This is a genomic window from Nostoc sp. (assembly GCF_036917095.1).
Classification (GTDB): Bacteria; Cyanobacteriota; Cyanobacteriia; order Cyanobacteriales; family Nostocaceae; genus Nostoc.
This window is the reverse complement of the sequence record NZ_JBALFH010000044.1, coordinates 160,325-180,038: the sequence shown is the minus strand read 5'-3', so window position 1 is coordinate 180,038 and position 19,714 is coordinate 160,325. Positions and strand designations below refer to the sequence as shown.

The 19,714-nt window shown below is 38.9% G+C and carries 16 protein-coding genes; 8 read left to right on the top strand and 8 right to left on the bottom strand.

Annotated features, from left to right (window positions below; translation table 11 throughout):
* Positions 1-41: 41 nt before the first annotated feature.
* Entirely contained in the window at positions 42-2,018 is a 1,977-nt protein-coding gene (locus V7L01_RS25260; protein WP_335039619.1) for an AMP-dependent synthetase/ligase, read from the bottom strand.
* Positions 2,019-2,247: 229 nt separating this feature from the next.
* Here V7L01_RS25260 and V7L01_RS25255 point away from each other — a divergent pair, with 229 nt between their 5' ends.
* From V7L01_RS25255 to V7L01_RS25230, 6 genes are all read left to right on the top strand, one after another.
* Positions 2,248-2,493, top strand: a complete 246-nt coding sequence (locus V7L01_RS25255) for a hypothetical protein (protein ID WP_335039616.1) — start codon at positions 2,248-2,250, stop codon at positions 2,491-2,493.
* Positions 2,494-3,350: 857 nt separating this feature from the next.
* Entirely contained in the window at positions 3,351-3,692 is a 342-nt protein-coding gene (locus V7L01_RS25250) for a CU044_2847 family protein (RefSeq protein WP_335039614.1), read from the top strand.
* A 1-nt stretch (position 3,693) separates the two neighbouring features.
* The gene (locus V7L01_RS25245) at positions 3,694-4,587 is read left to right on the top strand and encodes a trypsin-like peptidase domain-containing protein (protein ID WP_335039611.1); all 894 of its coding nucleotides are present in this window, start codon (positions 3,694-3,696) and stop codon (positions 4,585-4,587) included.
* Positions 4,588-4,604: 17 nt separating this feature from the next.
* Positions 4,605-6,260, top strand: coding sequence for a hypothetical protein (locus V7L01_RS25240; protein WP_335039608.1), 1,656 nt, complete (start codon positions 4,605-4,607; stop codon positions 6,258-6,260).
* A gap of 53 nt (positions 6,261-6,313) precedes the next feature.
* Positions 6,314-9,100 (top strand): tetratricopeptide repeat protein, encoded by a 2,787-nt coding sequence (locus V7L01_RS25235; RefSeq protein ID WP_335039606.1) that lies wholly within the window; start codon positions 6,314-6,316, stop codon positions 9,098-9,100.
* Positions 9,093-10,586, top strand: a complete 1,494-nt coding sequence (locus V7L01_RS25230) for a radical SAM/SPASM domain-containing protein (RefSeq protein WP_335039604.1) — start codon at positions 9,093-9,095, stop codon at positions 10,584-10,586. The genes V7L01_RS25235 and V7L01_RS25230 overlap by 8 nt, the downstream gene beginning before the upstream one ends.
* 116 nt (positions 10,587-10,702) lie before the next feature.
* On the opposite strand, the gene V7L01_RS25225 is transcribed toward V7L01_RS25230, so the two are convergent.
* Positions 10,703-11,404: a hypothetical protein gene (locus V7L01_RS25225; protein WP_335039602.1), complete on the bottom strand. Its 702-nt coding sequence runs from the start codon at positions 11,402-11,404 to the stop codon at positions 10,703-10,705.
* Between the two features lie 362 nt (positions 11,405-11,766).
* On the opposite strand from V7L01_RS25225, the gene V7L01_RS25220 reads away from it, so the two are divergent.
* Positions 11,767-11,934: a hypothetical protein gene (locus tag V7L01_RS25220; RefSeq protein WP_335039600.1), complete on the top strand. Its 168-nt coding sequence runs from the start codon at positions 11,767-11,769 to the stop codon at positions 11,932-11,934.
* Between the two features lie 87 nt (positions 11,935-12,021).
* Here V7L01_RS25220 and V7L01_RS25215 read toward each other — a convergent pair whose 3' ends face one another.
* Together V7L01_RS25215 and V7L01_RS25210 are read right to left on the bottom strand one after the other, a co-directional pair.
* Complete coding sequence (locus tag V7L01_RS25215) at positions 12,022-13,212, bottom strand: MFS transporter (protein WP_335039598.1); 1,191 nt, start codon at positions 13,210-13,212, stop codon at positions 12,022-12,024.
* A gap of 12 nt (positions 13,213-13,224) precedes the next feature.
* Complete coding sequence (locus V7L01_RS25210) at positions 13,225-13,797, bottom strand: Uma2 family endonuclease (RefSeq protein WP_335039596.1); 573 nt, start codon at positions 13,795-13,797, stop codon at positions 13,225-13,227.
* 163 nt (positions 13,798-13,960) lie between these two features.
* On the opposite strand from V7L01_RS25210, the gene V7L01_RS25205 reads away from it, so the two are divergent.
* Positions 13,961-14,485: a pentapeptide repeat-containing protein gene (locus V7L01_RS25205; protein ID WP_335039594.1), complete on the top strand. Its 525-nt coding sequence runs from the start codon at positions 13,961-13,963 to the stop codon at positions 14,483-14,485.
* 232 nt (positions 14,486-14,717) lie between these two features.
* Here the strand turns inward: V7L01_RS25205 and recQ are convergent, their stop codons facing one another.
* The 4 genes from recQ to V7L01_RS25185 form a co-directional block, all read right to left on the bottom strand.
* Entirely contained in the window at positions 14,718-16,877 is a 2,160-nt protein-coding gene (recQ, locus tag V7L01_RS25200; protein WP_335039592.1) for a DNA helicase RecQ, read from the bottom strand.
* Positions 16,878-17,115: 238 nt separating this feature from the next.
* On the bottom strand, positions 17,116-17,400 hold the full coding sequence (locus tag V7L01_RS25195) for a type II toxin-antitoxin system RelE/ParE family toxin (protein WP_335039590.1): 285 nt from the start codon (positions 17,398-17,400) through the stop codon (positions 17,116-17,118).
* Positions 17,393-17,638 carry a hypothetical protein gene (locus V7L01_RS25190; protein ID WP_335039589.1) on the bottom strand — a complete coding sequence of 82 codons (246 nt, stop codon included), beginning with the start codon at positions 17,636-17,638 and terminating at the stop codon, positions 17,393-17,395. Before V7L01_RS25190 ends, V7L01_RS25195 begins: the two co-directional genes overlap by 8 nt.
* A gap of 147 nt (positions 17,639-17,785) precedes the next feature.
* Positions 17,786-19,348 (bottom strand): AAA-like domain-containing protein, encoded by a 1,563-nt coding sequence (locus V7L01_RS25185; protein WP_335039587.1) that lies wholly within the window; start codon positions 19,346-19,348, stop codon positions 17,786-17,788.
* Positions 19,349-19,714: the final 366 nt, after the last annotated feature.

Here is a 19,714-nt window from a genome sequence, read left to right as displayed (position 1 = left end):
AATATTTCACGTTCACTCTTTACAGTTGGGAGGTGGAATTATCAGGCAAACATGCCGTCAATAATATCGCGATAGCGTTCCGTGACGACGTGTCGGCGAACTTTTAGTGTTTGTGTCATCAAACCATTTTCGATAGAAAACGGTTCTAGAATGAGTTTGAATGTCCCAATGCGGTCATCCGGTCGATAGCCTGGACGATTTTGCACTTCTCGATTCAATTCTTGCCGAAATAAATCCTGGATCATTCTACTCTCGAAGTCAATTTTTTGACTATCTGAGGAAGTCACCCGATCGTTGGGGGTATCCAGCGTTAGATTCTGACTTGCTGCCCATTTTTCTAAGGCTTCGACATTGGGGACAATTAAGGCTCCCAGGCTGCGCCGATCTTGGCCGACGAGCATAATTTGATCGATGTATGGCGATCGCAAACACGCATCTTCAATTGGCTGCGGCTCGATGTTTTCGCCGTTAGTCAATACAATCGTATCCTTTGCTCTGCCAGTTAGCACCAAGTCGTCTTGCGGTGTCAGCCAACCCAAATCGCCGCTATCAAACCAACCTTCAGCGTCAATTGCTTTCGCTGTCGCTTCGGGATTTTGGTAATAGCCTTGCATAATCTGCGGCCCCTTCAACAATACCAAGCCTCGCTTCTCTACTGGTAGAGGCGCTTTTGTCTCAGGATCTACGATTTTAGCTTCTGTAGCCGGAAGTGGTTGCCCTGATGCACCAATCAAATTTCGCCAAGGACGCCGCACATGGGTAACAGGAGAAGTTTCTGTCAAGCCATAACCTTGCAAAATCTGCACGCCAATAATTTCAAAGAAATTATCTATGTGTCTGGGAAGCGCACCGCCGCCGCTAATCATCTGCTTAACTTCTCCTCCTGTGGCTTCTCGCACCTTGGCATAAACCAGTCGTTCTCCCAAGGCATGGAGGGGTAATAAAGCAGATGCTTGTATTTTAGCTGCTAATCGTTCGACGGCTGAAGCATGAAGATTATTTAAACTCAATCCTTGAGCAACTCGCCGCGCTTTGATATATTTCTCGCTATTGCTTAATAAAAAATTAATTAAGCGTTGCTTTTTGGCTGGTTGTTCGCGGAACTGCTTTTGCACTCCTTCATAAATCGATTCCCACAGCCGGGGTACACCCACCATGTAGTTGGGTTTAAATTGTCTTAAATCTGCTTTTACAGAGCGTAAGTTGGTATAAACTTGCGTGCAACCTTGAGATAGTAGGTAATATTCAACAGTACGTTCGTAACTGTGCCAGGAAGGTAGGATACTGAGAACGATATCGCCAGGGGTTGGTTGCACTACTGTCCTGAAAGTGAGTACTTGGTGCATCAAGTTGTTATAAGACAGCATTACACCCTTGGGTTTACCTGTGGTTCCAGAGGTGTAAATTAGGGTTGCTAAAGCATCACGATTTTGCTTGACTGGCACAAAATTATGATTTTTCCCAATTTCGAGCAACTGGGAAAAATTCAGCACCTTTAGGGTTTCGTCTGTCGGTGGTGCTTCATCCGAAAGTAATATTACCACCTGAATTGGTAAATCTTTAAGACGGTCTTGCAGTTTTTTAAGTGTCTTTAAATCTTCAACTACTATTGCTGTACTGCCACTATTAGCGATGATAAACAGCAGTTCTTCTTTTTCTGCTTGGGAGCTACGCACCGCATCAACGGCTCCAGCAGTCATTATGCCTTGATCGGCAATAAACCAGCGAGGACTATTGTCAGAAATTAAGGAAATGCGATCGCCTACCTTCACTCCTAACGCCTGTAACCCAGTAGCAAATAGTTGCATTTGCTCTGCCAACTGGGTATAAGTAATCGCTACTTCTGGTTTAGCATGAGGGTTGCGGAGGGCGACAACATCACCAAATCGCCCAGCTGCCAAAGGCCAAATTTCTGGCAGCGATTCCACATTTGTGTAATCTACCAACCGCTTTAATGCCTGCCGTTCTTGTTCGCTGATGTTAGATAAAAAAGAAGACGCGGTTTGGGTTTTTGACATAACACCTTACCTAAATATCGTAAACGGATCGTTTTCCAGCTTATTTTGTTATTACGCTACAATAACCGTCCTTATTATCCACATTCCCCTGTGTGTATGATAATTCCAGGAATTCCACGTTTATATTTACAAAAATTTATGTTAAAGTTGATTTACATAGACTGCAAGCAATGATTATGTTTGCAGCTAAGAACAGCGAACGCCTACGTTTCACAGGAGATGATTACCTATGAATTTGATAGACGCTATACTGCTAACGCTGCTCAACATTGCTGCTTGCATGGCGTTTCCTAAGCTTTTAGCTCTTTTTCTGGCCCAGAAAACCAAACTTACTGAAGCGTTGCCGAATGCTTCCAAATTACAAGCAGCTAAAATTCAACTTACCAGTTTTCCTTATTGTACAGCTTACCAATTGACAGGTAGCCAATACTGTAAATTCAGTCCTGATTTTTGTGCCAAGTGTTCTCCGAATTGATGGACTATTTGCCAGCAAAAATTACTTAGCGCTTGCGACGACCAGCTATTCAATTAACTCTTTCTGCGTCAAGTCTCTTATATTGTTCGTAGTTTGTACTTTAGCAAAGACAGCGCAAACTACGAACCCAGCAAATTCAACTTGACAGATCGCGATAATAAAATTTAATTAAATTTACACTACATAACATAGTTTACTTTATTCTTGCCTACTTACTTAGAATCAAGTAATTTTCTAGCTGAGTCAGTATAATTACTAATTGAGTAAAGCTACAGATATAACTAATATAACAATTGACATAACAATTGTTCAATCTATTACATGACAGTCAAGCAGCTTGTAATGCCCAAGCAGCAAGAATTTGGTCAGTTTATTCAGAAACTTCACAAACTTCTGGTAGGCTGTCAAGTCAACTATGCTGAGTAAATAAGTTTGTAGTTAAGACTTTGATTGTAATATTAAGCACTTAAGTAATAAGTAACTTGACTTGATGGGCTAATATTACAAAGCTTACGCAAACAATAGCCGAAACCCAGATTTTCTTCTTAGAGGTTGTTTGAAAAGTGTTTCGCTGTGACTTTAGGCACTTTTAGATCCCCCCTAACCCCCCTTCAAAAGGGGGGAACCGGAATCAAAGTCCCCCAATTTATCGGGGGATTTAGGGGGATCTAAAAGTTGTTATACCGACAATAGGACTTTTCAAACATCCTCTTAGGGGCAATTCATGAATTTTCCCTACATTGTTGAAGAAGTATTTAACGAGTTAACCGTTGAATGAGAATAGAATTACAAGAATTTCTGCCAACTCTTTTGACGATCAACGCATTAAACGATTAGTTAAAATAACAGGTTTCACTATGAATCGGAAACAAATCGCAGAGTTTTCTCTCAACGATGGCACAAAGTTTTTAGCTGAAGTTGATGAGCCAGAAAATAGTAATTCTCTTGTACGTGTTGCCAGGCCAGACACAGGGCAAATGGTAGTTGAAGCTAAAAAGAAATTTGACGAGGTATTAGACCAAATACAACCTGTAGCTTCAGAAATTATCACTAAACTGAGTCAGCTTAATACACCTGCCGATGAGGTAGAGGTTAAGTTTGGTATTAAGTTAAATGCTGCTGTAGGTGCAATTTTCACTTCTGTAAATGGTGAAGCTAACTACGAAATTACCTTGAAATGGAAGCAAGACAAGGCATAGTATGGTAGCGAGTACAGATAATTATATTCAAACTTTTAGGTCAGCGATCGCCCGGATTTTTCATGCCAATGGTACGGTAGTTGGTGTAGGTTTTTTAGTCTCTGGGCGAACTCGAAATTACATCCTGACATGCGCTCATGTTGTTACCTCTGCTCTATCTTTACCAGAGAATATAGTTGAAGCTCCTAGTAATGATATTTATTTGGATTTTCCCTTAATTGCATCAGGGCAACAACTAAAAGCTAAAGTTATTTTTTGGCAACCCGTTGTCAGCAATACATCAACCTCCGAACCTGAAGATATTGCTGGGTTGCAAATAGAAGGACAGTTGCCTAAAGATGCTCAACCTCTCAGGCTAATAAGAGCTAGCAATATCTGGGAGCATCCTTTCCGCATATTCGGTTTTCCTAACGGACACAATGATGGCGTTTGGGCTACAGGGGTGTTGCGAGACGGGCAAGGAAAGGGATGGGTGCAACTGGAAGATAGTAAGGTAACTGGTTACAGGGTAGAACCGGGTTTTAGTGGTGCGCCTATATGGGATGAAACCCTTGTAGGAGTGGTTGGTATGGCAGTAGCGGCGGAGAAGCGGCGAGAAGATATCAAGACTGCTTTCATGATTCCTGCGGATGTATTGCTCAAAGCTTGGGATGAAATAGCCTTGTCGATTTCGTCAAATGCACATACCCAGACTATTAAGAGCAGAGTACAACAACTCAAAATCAAAACTTTGCAACAACGCTTTGACGTTCTAAGTAGTGATTATGAGGCAGCTTACAATCAACTCAACAATACACTTAGTGCGAGCGATCGCAATATCATCCAACGCCAAATAAATACCATACTACAAGAACTTGAGCAAGTAGAAAGCGAACTTAATGCCATAAGCCATTAATTTAATACCTAAATGCCATGAATAATTCTTCAGATTTACGAAAGAACCATTTAGAGCATTTAATAGCTCATTTAAAAAATGATATTGAAAGTATCAGCAAACAAATAGTGCGGACACTTAATGATGTAGATAAGAATAAATTGCAAAGACAACTTGACGATAAATTCGATGAAATAGAAAAAGCTGAATCAGAGTTAAACCAGCTAAATCCCGAATCTTTAGAGCTTGAACCTGATAAGATCCCATTTACCAATCGTGATGCTGCAATTAGTGAAATTACAGCAATAAATTCTCCTCCTTATCGTCTGGTAACAGCGCCTGAAGGTTACGGCAAAACAGAATTTCTTAAACAGATATTGGGACGTTTTCAAGAATTGCAATGGTGTTGTACTTACGCTTCTATCTCAAGTTATGAAAGTATTGAAGACTTAGAAAAACGATTAGCAAATTCTCTCCAACTTCCGCTCCCAGAAGGACATCAATTAAGTTGGGGAGAGCGTTTAGGCTTACTGTTGCATAGAAATTGGGCTAAATGGCAATCTCAGGGCAAAAAAGGTATTGTGTTGCTAATCGATCTGGATGGAAATGCCCCACAAAAGCAACGTTTAAACGAACTTTTTAATGACTTTAAAGAATTTGCATGGAGAATTGAAAAATGTTTGAAAGAACTACAGTTTTTTAAAGATAATTCCCGGAGACTTCGAGTTGTGATTGCAGCTCGCTGTCTGATCGATCTCCCCTTAGATCGGACTTTTCCTAAACTAACACTCTCTCCTTTTAACTGGGAAGTGATTGAAGATACAGCAACAAAATATCTCAAGTCGAGCAAAATGACTTCTGAAAGTCTTGCTCTACTGGCAGGACATTTACTATATTTAACTGGCGGACATCCAGGGGGAATTGCTGAAGCATTAAAAGTTTATCGAGATGGCGGTTACACAGTTAATTTGTTTTTAAACAGTTATGGTAACCAATTATGGGAAAAACAACTCAAAAAGTGTAGAGATCAGATTAGAGAAAGCTTGACTAAAGAAAATAATCATCTGTACGAATCCATTGAAAAACTGAGTATATTTCCCATACTAAATAGTACTTGTATATTAAAAGAAGCCGTTCGGAGATTTCAGTTACCTTTCAGTGATGATAGTTTTAAATTAAATGCCGAACTGACAAAAACATCTATTTTTACTCGTGAAAAAACTGTTATCAAAGATGGAATGACACGGCGGTTACTAGTTATTGGTCTTCTCCGAGAAAGTTCGCCTGATAACTTTCAAGAGCTTTGTAGTGAAGCAGCTGACATCTGCTTGAAATATATTCATGAACTGAAATCAAAGAATGATTCTGCTGCTGCGGGTACTTGGTCTATGCAGTATTTTTTTCAAATTCTTCAGCAACATGCTGGATTTATCAATTATGGTGCTAATAGTCTGGCTTATCGACAAGAACTCCGCAAAACTTTCTTCGAGCAAACCGTTGAAGAAACTTTGGGAATATTCCAAAATACAGATCGAGAACAAATCCATGAATTTCTTTGTACGCTTAAATCTGAAGTAGAAAACGACTGGGAATTTCAGTTTGTTATCAATTACTATCTGCACAATGAGGAATATAATGATGCGCCATATAAATCTTTAATTCATAAGCTTGATGAAGCTATTCAAAATAATTAACTAGGAAGTAAGAGTAGGGAGTTTTTGCAAAAATCAAATAGGAGTCCTGTATTATGTCTGAGCTAGATAAATTAGAGTTTGTTGGTCGTGAAGAACATCTAAATCGAATCATTTCCCTTATTCAGAAGCCTAATCTGCATGTCGTTTTGGTAGAGGGCCGAGGTGGGATTGGCAAAACTTGGTTGCTTCGTGCGCTACAATCCCGTTTAAATGAAATTCAGATTGCGACAAGTGAAATTATTGATTGCGATATCCCTGTTTTTAAGGATGCAGAAGATTTATACACTCAAATTGCCAAACAATTATCCGAGTCTACATATCAAGAATGGTTGCTTCAGTTGCGACAACTGCGAGAAGATGAAAATCGCCTCAGTCAAACCGCATACGAGCAGGAACGCAGACAACTTGAAAAGTTCTTAGTCGATGAAATTAATCGAAAATCTAAACAACAAAGGCTAGTATTTCTAATTGATACGGTTGAAAAGTTAGGACAACCAGAGGTAAGAGAGGAAGCTTGGGAGTATATTAGCGATCTCTGCCAGCAACTAGAGAATGCCGTATTGATTTTAGCAGGTCGCCCTACTATTGCCCGTCAAATTCTGGAAAAGTCATTCAAAGAAGATGAATTAAGTTATTTTGAATTAAATGAATTTACTCATGAAGATGTGCAGGCATATATTCTTTCCAAAGAGGAGCAGCTTCACTTTACTCTCGGACAAGACTTAGTTAAAAAGATCATAATTCTTTCTGGTGGCAGTCCGATTATGATTGAATTTGGAGTAGAGTATGCTTATCGGGAAGTTATACCAGATTGGTTAGAGAGTGAAGATATAGAAAGTATTCCAGGTAGGTTAGAAAAAACTGGTGGATTTGAAGCTGAGATGGTTCGACATATTACGCAGCTTCGGACATCAATGGATCGGCTAACCCTGTTGCTTTCACGTATCTACCCATTAGATAGCTATGATATTGCTAATTTATTAGAACTATCTACAGAAGAAGCTCAGAAATTATTTATTGATGCACAGAGCTACTTTTTTATCAAATCAGTAATAGGTGGTTCTCAAATATCATTACATGATATTGTGCGAGACTTAGTTGAGAAATATGTATGGGTAGATATTGACCCCGATCGGGAATGGAGAAAACGAGATAGCCAGATTGCTGCCAAATATTTCGAGAAAAAAGATTATCAGCTAGGGCCACAAAAAAGGTTATTGGAGCTTCAACTTAACTCCGATCATTCTCATAAAGTTGCTAATATCGAGTTTCTGGTTGAAGAAGTTAAACAACTACGGGAATTCAATACTACGCGATGGCTATGGAATGCTTTATACGCCGATCTGACTACAGGCTTTAAAACTTGGTATGAAGTTACTAATACAATTCGCACTCAAGCCAAGAAATTTAGCTTTGTAAATCAATTAGTGGCAATTGTGAAGCAGTTTGAAAAAGAGCTAGATCCCGATCAAAAGATTAAATTGATGATTTTTGAATCAAAGATTGTTTATGCCCTTAAAGACAAGAGTACAACAGAAAGTGAGGTGAAAAAGCTAGAGGGAATACTATCAGAACAATCTTCTAATTCTTCTCATCAAGCAGATATTTATAACGTCTTGGGAATGCTGAATGCCAAGTTACATTTTTATGACGAAGCTTTGAAATATCAGCAAGAGTGTTTATCCCTAGTTCAAGGCAACAAGCTATCATCTATTCCTGGTGTAGCTAACCAAGTCGGTTATCTTTATCGACAACTCAACAACTTTCAAGAAGCTGAGAAATATTACAAACTAGGTTGGGATGCTGCGATGGAAGTTGACGCTCCTAATAAAGGCTTAACTCAAATTATGGCTAGCATTCAAAATAATTTAGGATTTTTGTACGGACTACAAAAAGATTATGTAAAGGCTGAACAGTGTTTTAAGGCTGCTATTGATATGTGGTCGAGTGTTGAGAGCGATCGCGAAATAGCCAATGCCGAAATTGCCTCTGCTACTATTTCAGTAGATAATGGTAACTATGTTAAAGCTAAACAGCTACTCGAACAAGCTCTAAGCCGTTGCGACAATGAGGAAAACGATAATCAAATATTGTGTAGGGCATACTTTCAGTTAGGCTTAAATCAGTGGTTTAGTGCTGAGGTAGTAAATGAAGCCGTTTGGGATGTGACACAGGTAGAGTGGGATCTGAATCTGCTAAGTCAAGCTCAAGATGCTTTAGAAAAAAGCCTGAAACTGGCGGAGAAATATGGACTTGAAGAGGAATTACCTAGAATTTTGCACCAAACAGCCAGTGTCTATTGGCATCTTGGGTTTCAAAAGTGCGATCGCTCTCTACAAGAACAAGCTCTAAAACTCAACGATCGCTCTTATCAGACTAGTTTAGAGTACAATGACACGCGATATGCTATTGATAGCCTTGTAGGTAAAGCAGAGTTTGATTATTATGCAAAAGCCTACGAGCATATTTCAGACTATGCACGAGAACTTAGCGATCGCTTCCAATCATATGAAAATATCCATACACTATATTTTGGCCGTATATTACGGATAGAAGGTGATGTTGCATTTCAACAAGCTAACTACGATTTTGCTTTTAGTAAATATGCTCAAGGAATACCCAAAATCGTTCAGCATGGAGGTTTCGGCCCGTATTCAATCCAACATGAGCTAAATTTGATCCAAAAGAAAATCGAACGATTACCTATAGAACTTTCTAAAACTTTGATCCAGCAACTTAAATCTCAGTGGAAAGATTGTAAAGCTCTCAAGGAATGGTGCGATCAACAAATGTTCCTGACTAGAATACGTGCCACAAAACAGCCATCTTCTCATGTTTAGTAAAAAAATTGATCGACCCCAAATTTTAGTTTCTCTCAATTCTACCTACGTACCAACTGGGCAATGCGACTGTGATGGAGGAGATTGTGCTTGTGACTTATCCCCTTTAGCAGAATTAAGCTCAGACATCCGATTGTCTCTGGGGATGTTGGAAACAGAGTTTATCAGAGTTCCCAACTCGCAGATTATGAATCTAGATGATACTTATTCTATCTGTTATGGGACTCATCATAAAGTAGTAATCCTGAATAAATCAGCACTATATTTACTAGATAAATTTACAATTCCACATAAATTAGATGACATTGAAACAGAGCATCCTTACATTGACTCGACAGACTTACACACAGCTATTCAAGAACTATATCAAGCACGTTTAATAGCACCTAAGAATAATTGCTCGTTTAACTTAAATGAAATACCAGAAACTTTAACAGCATGGTTGCATATCACCGATCGCTGTAATTTAAGATGTGACTACTGCTACCTTCCTCATGTAGCAAAGGATATGTCAATAGAGACAGGTAGAGCCGCCCTTGAATCTATATTTCGCTCTGCCACCTTAAATCATTACCGCCGCGTCAAACTGAAGTATGCAGGAGGAGAGGCATTACTCTGCTCTCCTTTAATTAAGTATCTGCATTTGTATGCTCAATCCCTTAGCAAAGAGACAGGCATCATATTAGATGGAGTTGTTCTCAGTAATGGAACATTGATTACACCTGAGATTATTGAGATGCTGCAAACATTGAATCTGCGTCTGATGATTTCACTAGATGGATTATCAAATTTCCACAATATCCAAAGAAGTTATGCAGGAGGAAAGGGATCGTTTCAAGATGTCGAGCGAGGTATTAAGATTGCTTTACAAAAGGGTCTTATACCAGATATTTCCATCACGGTTAGTGGGCGGAATGCAGAAGGATTGCCCGATTTAATTGAATGGATATTAGAGCATAATTTACCCTTTAGTTTAAATTTCTATCGTGAAAACGAACTTTCAGCTTCTTACGAAGACTTGCAGCTAGAAGAATCTCGGCTGATTGAGGGAATGTTGGCAGCATTCAAAGTTATCGAATTGAAATTACCTAATCGAAGTTTGCTAGGTTCATTGATCGATCGTGCTAATTTATCGTCTCCTCATAAACGAACTTGTGGAGTTGGACAAAGCTATCTCGTATTTGATTACCAAGGGCAAATTGCTAAATGCCAGATGCAGCTACATAAAACTGTATCTTCAGTTGACGCTCAAGATCCTTTAAATGTTGTACGACAAGATAAAGCAGGTATTCAAAATTTGTCCGTTGAGGAAAAAGAAGGCTGTCGTACATGTGAATGGAAATATTGGTGTACAGGTGGTTGTCCTCTGGCAACGTTTAAGGCTACAGGCCGTTATGATATTCAATCTCCAAATTGCAATATTTACAAAGCTCTCTATCCTGAAGCTGTTCGACTGGAGGGTTTACGGCTTATCAAATATAGTTAGCCTGTAAATCATTTGTAGAGAAACAAGCTCCCCGACAACTTTTATGAAGTTGGGGAGCTGCGGGTTGCAATTCTCACAAATAAAATATATGTGGAAAATTTATTATTTCCAGCTTACTAGTGATATTCTTTTTCTGGTACTCTAAAAGCTGCATATTTCCATTCATTGCCCTCTAAATATTCAATTTTAAATTCTCCTTTAGTTAATAAAGCCATATCTTTAAGTGGTACTATAGCATTTTCTCCTAAGACAATACATTCTGAATTAGTAGTAGTAGCTTGGTTGGGAGTGGTATTTATTTGATTAATAACTTTACGCTGCAATTCTTGATATTGTTGTTCTGTTATTAGTTTAGAATCATACAGCTTTTTTATCTCTCTCAATTGAGTTTCTATATCTGAGCCACCTTGGGTTTGTACATTATCTATTTTGCAAGAATCTGGCTTAAAAGCAATTTTTCTGACAGGATGATCCCACCATTTGGAGACCTGAGTTAACCAATTAGTTGTTCTGGTTGTATGTATTACTTTTACTTGGCGATCGCTTATTTCTAAACGAACCCAATCAGTCGATCTTTTTTGGATCAAACCAGCAAATCCCCAAGACAAAACACTTCCTACTGAAACACCAGAATCTGCTAGACGAAGTTTAATTACTTTAGGTTCTATAGCTTGTGCTATTTTGATTTGCTCTGGAGCTACAAAGCTAATATTTTTAGCAAAAAAAATAGTATTTTTTTCTGTCGCACCGGAAGGTTTAATTACTGTAGAACTTACAAGTAATACTGTTGCTATCAAAATCTTAACTTGATTGTTCATCAGTTTATTTTGTATTTTTTTTATGCTGAGGTGCGTATAAATGAATAGCCTATAGTAATTAATTTGAGCTTGTCAAGAGGCAATTATTTAATGCTCATATCCGTGATTTATTCAACAAGTCGGGGATCTGAGTCTAGCTTAAGTAAATGCTATTTTAATTAAAGTGCTTGTTAATACGTTACGTTGCTTAATACACTTAAATTATTTAAAAAATCAAATTGGATTTATATAGAATAAAAATATATTTATTTAGCTTATATTCAATAAAAGAAATCTAAATTCTGTTTTTAAGCAATTGTACTAATTTCGCTTCAAAATAAAAATATAGTCAACACCAATTTTCAAACGGAGAAGATTAGTATATGAGTTTGATTGATGGTATATTACTGACGCTGTTAAATACTGTTGCCTGCCTAGCACTGCCTAAGCTGCTATCTGTAATTTTGGCTGCCAAAAAACAAAACACTGCATCTTCAGGGTCTGCTCTTACATCACAAGATTCCAACTCTGAAATCCCCAGCTTTTCTTAATGTAAGCTGATTATCTATAGATATCGCCTTGATGAGGAGAAAATTTAGTTATTGGTGCAAGGCGATATTTGACAAGTTATACATATATTATTTATTTGTTATTCCTGTAGTTGTTTTAGGTCTGACTATAATAAAAAATGCGAGCAAAGTAAAAGCTAACATTTCCCAAGTCACTAAATTCCAGCCACCAAGATGCCAGCATAATAGACCAATGCTAGTACCTACAGAACCGCCGATAAAATAGGTAGTCATGTAAACTGTGTTGATGCGACTATTCGATTGAGCGTCAAGAGAGTATATTCTTGCAACATTGGTGACTTGGATTGCTTGTACACCTACATCTAGTAACAATACAGCAACAGCGATCGCCAGTGCAGAATTAGAAGCGATTTTAGCAATTACTAAACTTGCAATCACCATTGATACAGCAATAGTCAAGGAACGTTGGGAGTTACCTCGATCGGCTAGTTTACCAAAAACTGGTGCCATCAATGCACCTGCGATCGCTACAAAGCCATACATCCCAATTCTATCAGATTGAAAATTAAAAGGCGCTCCGCTTAAATGGAAAGTTAGTGTTGTCCAAAATGAGCAAAAGACACCAAACAATAACCCGCCAATTAAAGACGTTTCTCTTAATACTGCAAAGCGTTTTAATTGGTAAAGTGTTGATTTTAATAATTCCAAATAATAACCATTAAAATCATTTTCGGCACTAGGCAAATATATATTTAGCAAGACAATAACAATTAAAATCATTACTGCCGAAAATCCATATACATAACGCCAACTCAACCATTCAGCAATATATCCACTAAAAACCCTTGCTCCTAAAATTCCAATCAATATACCAGTAAAAATATTGCCTACAGTTTGGCCTGTAGTTACTCTATCTATACTTGCTGCTAAAGGAAGAATAACCTGAGCGGAGACTGTCGCAATCCCAATTGCTACACTCAATATCCAAACTTCGATGATGTTTTGTGAAAACGTCATGAATATTAACAAACAGAACAAACATATCAGTAGGGAAAGAATTAATTTTCTCTTATTGATTTTATCGCCCAAGGGGATTAAAAAGAAAAGCCCAAAACCGTAACCAAGTTGCGTAAGCACAGATATGCTACCCGCTTCGCCTTCACTGACTTTAAAAGATGATGCAATATCTTGAAGGATTGGCTGATTATAATAAACGTTAGCAACACAGACACCAGATGCGATCGCCATAATCAGTATCTGGACTTTAGTTAATCCGTTACTTGAGATTTGTTTTTCCATTAAACCTAAAATTTATACAGGAAAAAACTGGTTTACAGTACAGCTAAAACCAGTCAATAAAGGAGAAATTATAATATCGCTACTAAATAAGGTTGCTACCAAATTAAGTTGAGTTTGTTCGCGCCGATAGACCTCTAGTTTACGCGATCGCCAATCAGCAATCCAATATTCTTTTACTCCTCTGGAAGAATAAAGTTTAAGTTTTGCTTCCTTATCTCGTCTTAGGTCTTCGTTGCTAGCAGACAAAACTTCGACTACTAAATCTGGTGCGCCAGTTAAATGTCCCGCTTCATCCAATGTTAGCGCCAAGGTTTCTTTAGTAGCCCAAACTACATCAGGAATCACATTATCTGATTCTGAAAACAAAACACCAGGGTTGATCACAGCTTCTCCTAAACCAGTAGAATCTGACCAAACATCAAGTTGTCGAAAAATCTTGCCACAAGTTTGCTGATGTTTAAAATGAGGTGCCCTGGTCATAAATAATTCTCCATCAACTATCTCGTAGCGCGTCCCTTCATTTTCTGGTAATAATTCCACATCCTGAGTTGTCCAGCGTACTCCTGTATTAAGCATCTGACTCATCGGCTAACTCCTTTAATCTTGCTCTTGTATTTTAATCATAAAAGGATGTTTGAAAATTCACAGAGTATACTCAACAGGGCTATCTTTTTTCTAGATATAAACCGCCCATAAAGGCTTAGACATCCATATATTTGAGATTATAAAAAAACTTGGAGGTTAAATCATGCCTTGGAAAATAACTGCTGAGGAGTTGCTGGTTCGGTATGCTGATGGAGAGCGAAACTTCGCTGGGATTGAGTTGATTCAATCTGAGGGTGTTCCCCTTGACAGTTCGATTGACCTCGAAGGTGCTATTTTGAGAGATATCAACTTGCGCGGAGCCTATTTGAGACAAGCCGATCTGTGTAGAGCCGATTTGACTGGAGCCGATTTGTTTGGTGTTTCCTTGGAAAGCGCTTGGTTGAAACGCGCTGTTGTCAGGGATGCTAATTTGTATTCTGCCAACTTGAGTTGGTGTAACTTGACTGAAGCCGATTTGGGAGGAACCAATTTGGCTCAGATGAATGCTAGTAGTGCTGTCTTCTGTGGAGCAAACATCAGTAGTTTTGAGTTCGCTATTTTGATTAAAACTAACTTCCGAGATGCTTACATCGCTCCAAACATTATTTGGAGTTATGGGAATTTTGTTTACAATACCACTATGCCCGATGGCACTATCAAAAGCGGGCCTTTTTTCGGGGAGTTTTAGTTCATCTCCAATTGTAGGCATAAGGGGTACATTAGGAACAAGTTAAGAGGATATTTGTAAAGTCTCAATTCATACTAGCCCTGGCGAATAGAATTCGCGGCTATACAGACAAAACCCACCTTCGTGGGTTTAAAATCTTGACTTTTTCTTAGTCCACGGAGGTGGACTTTGCTTGTGTAGCCGCGAATTCTATTCGCCCAATACTTTGAAAACATCCTCTAAAATTTAATTTTCATTTGCGATTTTCGCGCCGCCACTTACTCCGTACTAAACGAATTTCATCAAAAGTGTAGCTTTCGCCTAGTTGTTCTTTGATAGGAGTGAGGGAAATGTCACCGAGTACTTCTAAAACTTGCCAAATTTTTTGTTGATGTTCTAAAGGTACTAATTGATTTAAATCAACTGGCTGATTTTTTTCAATAAGTTTTTCTAGATGATTGCTAACTGTTGCTGGACTAAGATTGCGTTTTTGGGCAATTTGAGCAATATTTAAACCTTGTTGATGCAATTGTAATGTCTGCAATTCTGTGTAAGAAGAAGATGATTTGGCAGAAGATACGGAAGTAGCAGATTTATTTTGCAACCCTTTTTCTTGGCGGTAGGCGCGAATTTCTGTAATAAACTTTTCACCATATTGAGCGAGTTTGTGACTACCTACACCAGAAAGTTTGGCAAATTCAGCTAAGTTTTGGGGTTGCACCTGTACCATCAATTTTAAAGTGGAATCGTGGAAAATTACGTAAGGTGGTACAGATTGCTCATCAGCTAATTGTTTACGTAGCGATCGCAACTTCTGTAATAATACTTCTGCTTCTTCTGCTTTTTCGCTCCCCTGTTCCCAGGTTATCTTTTGGACTGTGGTTACAGCTAGGGAAACTGTGCGTTGTTTTCGCATCACTTCCCAACTTAAGGCATTTAGTTTTAAAACTGAGTAACCATCGCTACTTTGTTCTATTAACCCTTGATGTAAAAGCGATCGCCCCAACATTCGCCATTCATCTAGAGTTCTATCTTTACCAATACCATAGGTAGAAAGTTTATCGTGTTCGTACTGGAGAATTTTGTCTTTTTTCGCCCCCCGCAACACATCAATTATGTATGCCATCCCAAACCTTTCTTTGCAACGCGCCACACAAGATAAAAACTTCATGGCTTCAATCGTCCAATCTTGCATCGGTTTGGGATGACGACAATTGTCACAGTTACCGCAATTCCCAGGAAACCTTTCGCCAAAATAACCCAGTTGAATTGTTCGCCGACAATCAGTACCTTCAGAGTAATCGATCATCTGCCGCAGTTGTTGTTTAGCAATCAACTGTTCTTGAGGGTCAGTTTTTTGATCGATACTCCATTCAATTGTTTTAACATCACCAAAACTGAAAAATATTGTACACCGAGATGGTTCGCCATCTCTACCTGCCCTACCCGATTCTTGATAATAACTTTCGATATTTCTGGGCATATCAAAGTGAACTACCAACCGCACATCGGGTTTATTAATTCCCATCCCAAAGGCGACTGTTGCCACCATCACCCGAACATCATCTCGAATAAATCGCGTTTGATTACTACTACGTTCCTCATCAGTTAATCCGGCGTGATAAGGCAGAACACCAACCTTATCATTTTGCAGTTTAAAAGTGAGTTCATCAACTTTTTTACGAGTTAAAGAATAAATAATTGTCGAACCTTCAGTTTCTCGAATTAGTTCTAATAATTCAGCGTAAGCATATTTAGTTTTAGGACGAACTTCATAATAAAGATTTTCACGGTTAAAACTGGCAAGATGGATGCTAGGTTGCTTTAGTCCTAGTTGTTGAATGATGTCACTACGAACGCGATCGGTTGCTGTGGCGGTGAGGGCGACAGTAGGAACATCAGGATAGCGTTTCCGCAGAGATTTCAACTGGCGATATTCTGGACGAAAATCGTGTCCCCATTCCGAAACACAGTGCGCTTCATCAATAGCAAAGCTAGAAATACCGATTTTTTCTTTAACTAAATCGAGAAACGGGAGAAACCTTTCACTCAAAAGACGTTCAGGGGCGACATAGAGTAATTTTACCTTACCAGTGAGGATGGCTTCTTCCCGCGATCGCACCTGATAAGCATTCAAACTGCTATTGAGAAATGTGGCGTTAATATTATTATTTCGCAGTGCTTCTACTTGGTCTTGCATCAAAGCAATTAACGGCGACACCACCACAGTTAGTCCATTTTTTAACAACGCTGGTAGCTGAAAGCACAGAGATTTTCCCCCACCAGTCGGCATCACAACCATTAAATCTCGGTTTTGCAGCGCATCTTCGATAATTTGCCGTTGTCCAGGGCGGAATTGGTCGTAACCGAAGTGATATTTTAGCGCTTGTTCGAGACGGGAATACTGAAGCATAGCGATCGCTTTTTTCCGGGGCTGTCTGCGTGAGTAGTTATTGAAGATATCAGGATTTTAACTCACATCACTGACAGCATTGGGAAGACTGCGTTTCTTTAGGGCGTAGGCGCAGCCCGCCGCAGGCATCGCACTAAGTGAATCATTCATTATACATAAGCGTAGGCGCAGCCCGTCGTAGACATCGCTTGATTTTCAAGACAGTTGCTACAAAATCGGCAATCTTACTTGGATTGAGCTAATAAACATCGTCATGAGTACCAATGTCTAGCAAAAGAACAACTTGTTCCTCACTCTCGTCATCGGTTTTTAGTGAGAAAACAATGCGACAATCAAATCCACAAGAGCATGAAAACAGCCCTGATAGCTTTCCCTCTAGCTTGTGAGTGCCCAAGTTAGCTGCAAATATATCATTTTCCATAGCAGCAATAGTTTCTTCTATTCTGCCTTGCAAGTCAGCATTACGACGAGCAAATTTTCGGAAACTTCTTTTAAATTTGCTCGTGATAACCAACTTATACATCGGCTGCACTTGGGTTATTGAGATATTCCCGTAATTCTTGAATTGCTTCACTAGCAGTCTGGACTTTGAGCCTACCTGCTTGGAATTCAGCAATGGAAGCTGCTGCATCTGAGGCAATTTCATCTCGCCTACTTTCAATAATTCGTTTTTTGAGAATTTGTACCAGTATTTCTTGTTGCTCTAAAGTAAGCTCCATTGCAGCATCTAAAACTCTATCTAGGTTACTCAATTGCTTCATCCTCTTAATTATTTGGGTTGATAACAGAATTCGTAAGATATAAACTTATAAGTCTTACCCTCATCGCTTTTTTAGCTTCGTCAAACTCATGTTAACTTATCGCATTTAATTAATTATGTATGCAAAAATTAAAATCTCAAATTCGCCTCAGCATCCACCTAAGCGAGAATTTGCAGTTATTACTTTGCCCTGATGCCCTATCTGGGTACATTTTCCCTGTGATTCTAAAGCATCAATCTTTTGTAAAAGCGACATTCCCCACACTATAGAAATCGCCAACTTGATTGTCATGCCCAAAAGCAAAAGTGTTACTATTCTGGCAAATTTTCTCTGTTGAGCCAGCCTTTTTTGTTGTTCTGCAAGTCGTGCTTCAACTTCTTTGGCACGTTCGGCCTCTAATGCTTGCTGCACTTCTCGCCGATCTAATTCTTCACTAGCAGCTAAAAAACGATAATCTAAGTTATTCAAGCTTTTACCATTTGCCCAAGTTTGGGCATCAATCAAGGCTTGTCCGCGCAATAAGCGAGATTCATCCTTTTCTTTTGAGGCCACCCATGCATTGAAAGCTTCGTAGTATGGGCGCAAGTAAGCTAATTTTTTTCCAACCCATTCTAAATTGAAAATTTCTTGATAAATTCGGTTTTTGATTTGGAGAAAACCTTGCTTTTTGATCCCCAAACCAGACAGCAACAGTTCTACCTGTTCTCGGCTATCATCGGCTGGTACTTTGATTCCTTGGAGAATTTGCTGATAAATTCCCAGCAGTCTGGCGGAGATTTGTCCGTTTCTGAGGATGCGATCGCGAATTGTCCGCAAATGCTCTGGTTCATCTTGTGATTCCCATTTCTCAATGACGTGCGATCGCACCACATTTTCTATCCAAAATTCTTCTGTGCCAGGGGGAATTTTGAGCTTTCTACCCGTATCATCTTGAGATAAATTTACAAGTAGCCGACACAGTTTTTGAGTAAGAAATGGTTGCCCTTCTGTCCAAGCTAATACTTCTTTCAAAACTTTCTGGGGATGATTGTCTTTAATATCCAATCCCAAAGATAGTGGTTGAGCTTCTTCAAATGTAAAACCATTTACTTGTATGGCTTTACCAAGATTAAACGAGGTAGCATGATTTCGAGATAGAATTAAGTCTGAAGGTGTTGCAACACCGAAAATTGCAAATGTAATCCGATTATACTCTGGATCGATGGCTCGTTGGTTATAACAGAAACGAATCAAGCTAAAAAAGTCATCAACAGAGAAATCGAGGCCGATAATACTATCAATTTCATCAATAAAGATAAATAGTCTTTCGTTAGGAAACTGAGCTAAAAGAATTTCCGAAATAAACCGACTGAGTTTCTGAACCAAAGAAATATCATTTTGTTCTTGCCACCAGCTTTTGAAATTGACTTTTCCTAACAGTTTAAAACCCAACCATAGGTCGCCGGCAACTCCTTTATACCACTGCTCTGGAGTTATATTTTCACAACCAATATTAGTCATATCAACGGTGGCGCATCTAAAGCCCTCTTGTTGCAAGCGGTACTTTGTTTTTACCATGAGTGAGGATTTGCCCATTTGTCTACAGCTTAGGATGTAGCAAAATTCACCCTGCTTCAAGGATTCGTAAAGTTCCACATCCGCTCTGCGCTCAACATAGCTAGGAGCATCATTGGTGAGTGTACCACCAACTTGGTATCGATAATTGTTCATTTGATGATTTTAAATTCCTTCTGTATCTAAATCAAGAAATTTGTATTGCCATAGTTAAGAGGATATTTTAAAAGTGGTGGCTAAGGTATCCAAAACTTTAGATCCTCCTAAATTCACGCCACTTGCTCATAAGAGATTACAAACAGCATTTGATAAAAATCATATAATTTCAAGTATTTTTATTATTTTTCTTCCAACAATTTATTAGTGGTCTGTCAAGTTTAAATTGATGGGGTAGGGCGAGTTACTAGTGAGTTGGCGCGGTCTTCTCTACGAGACGCTATGCGTAGCTTGCTTCCCCACAGCGTCTTTTAGAGAGCGACTAACTTTCCCGTTGGATAAGGAATTTATTCCTTATTTTATAAG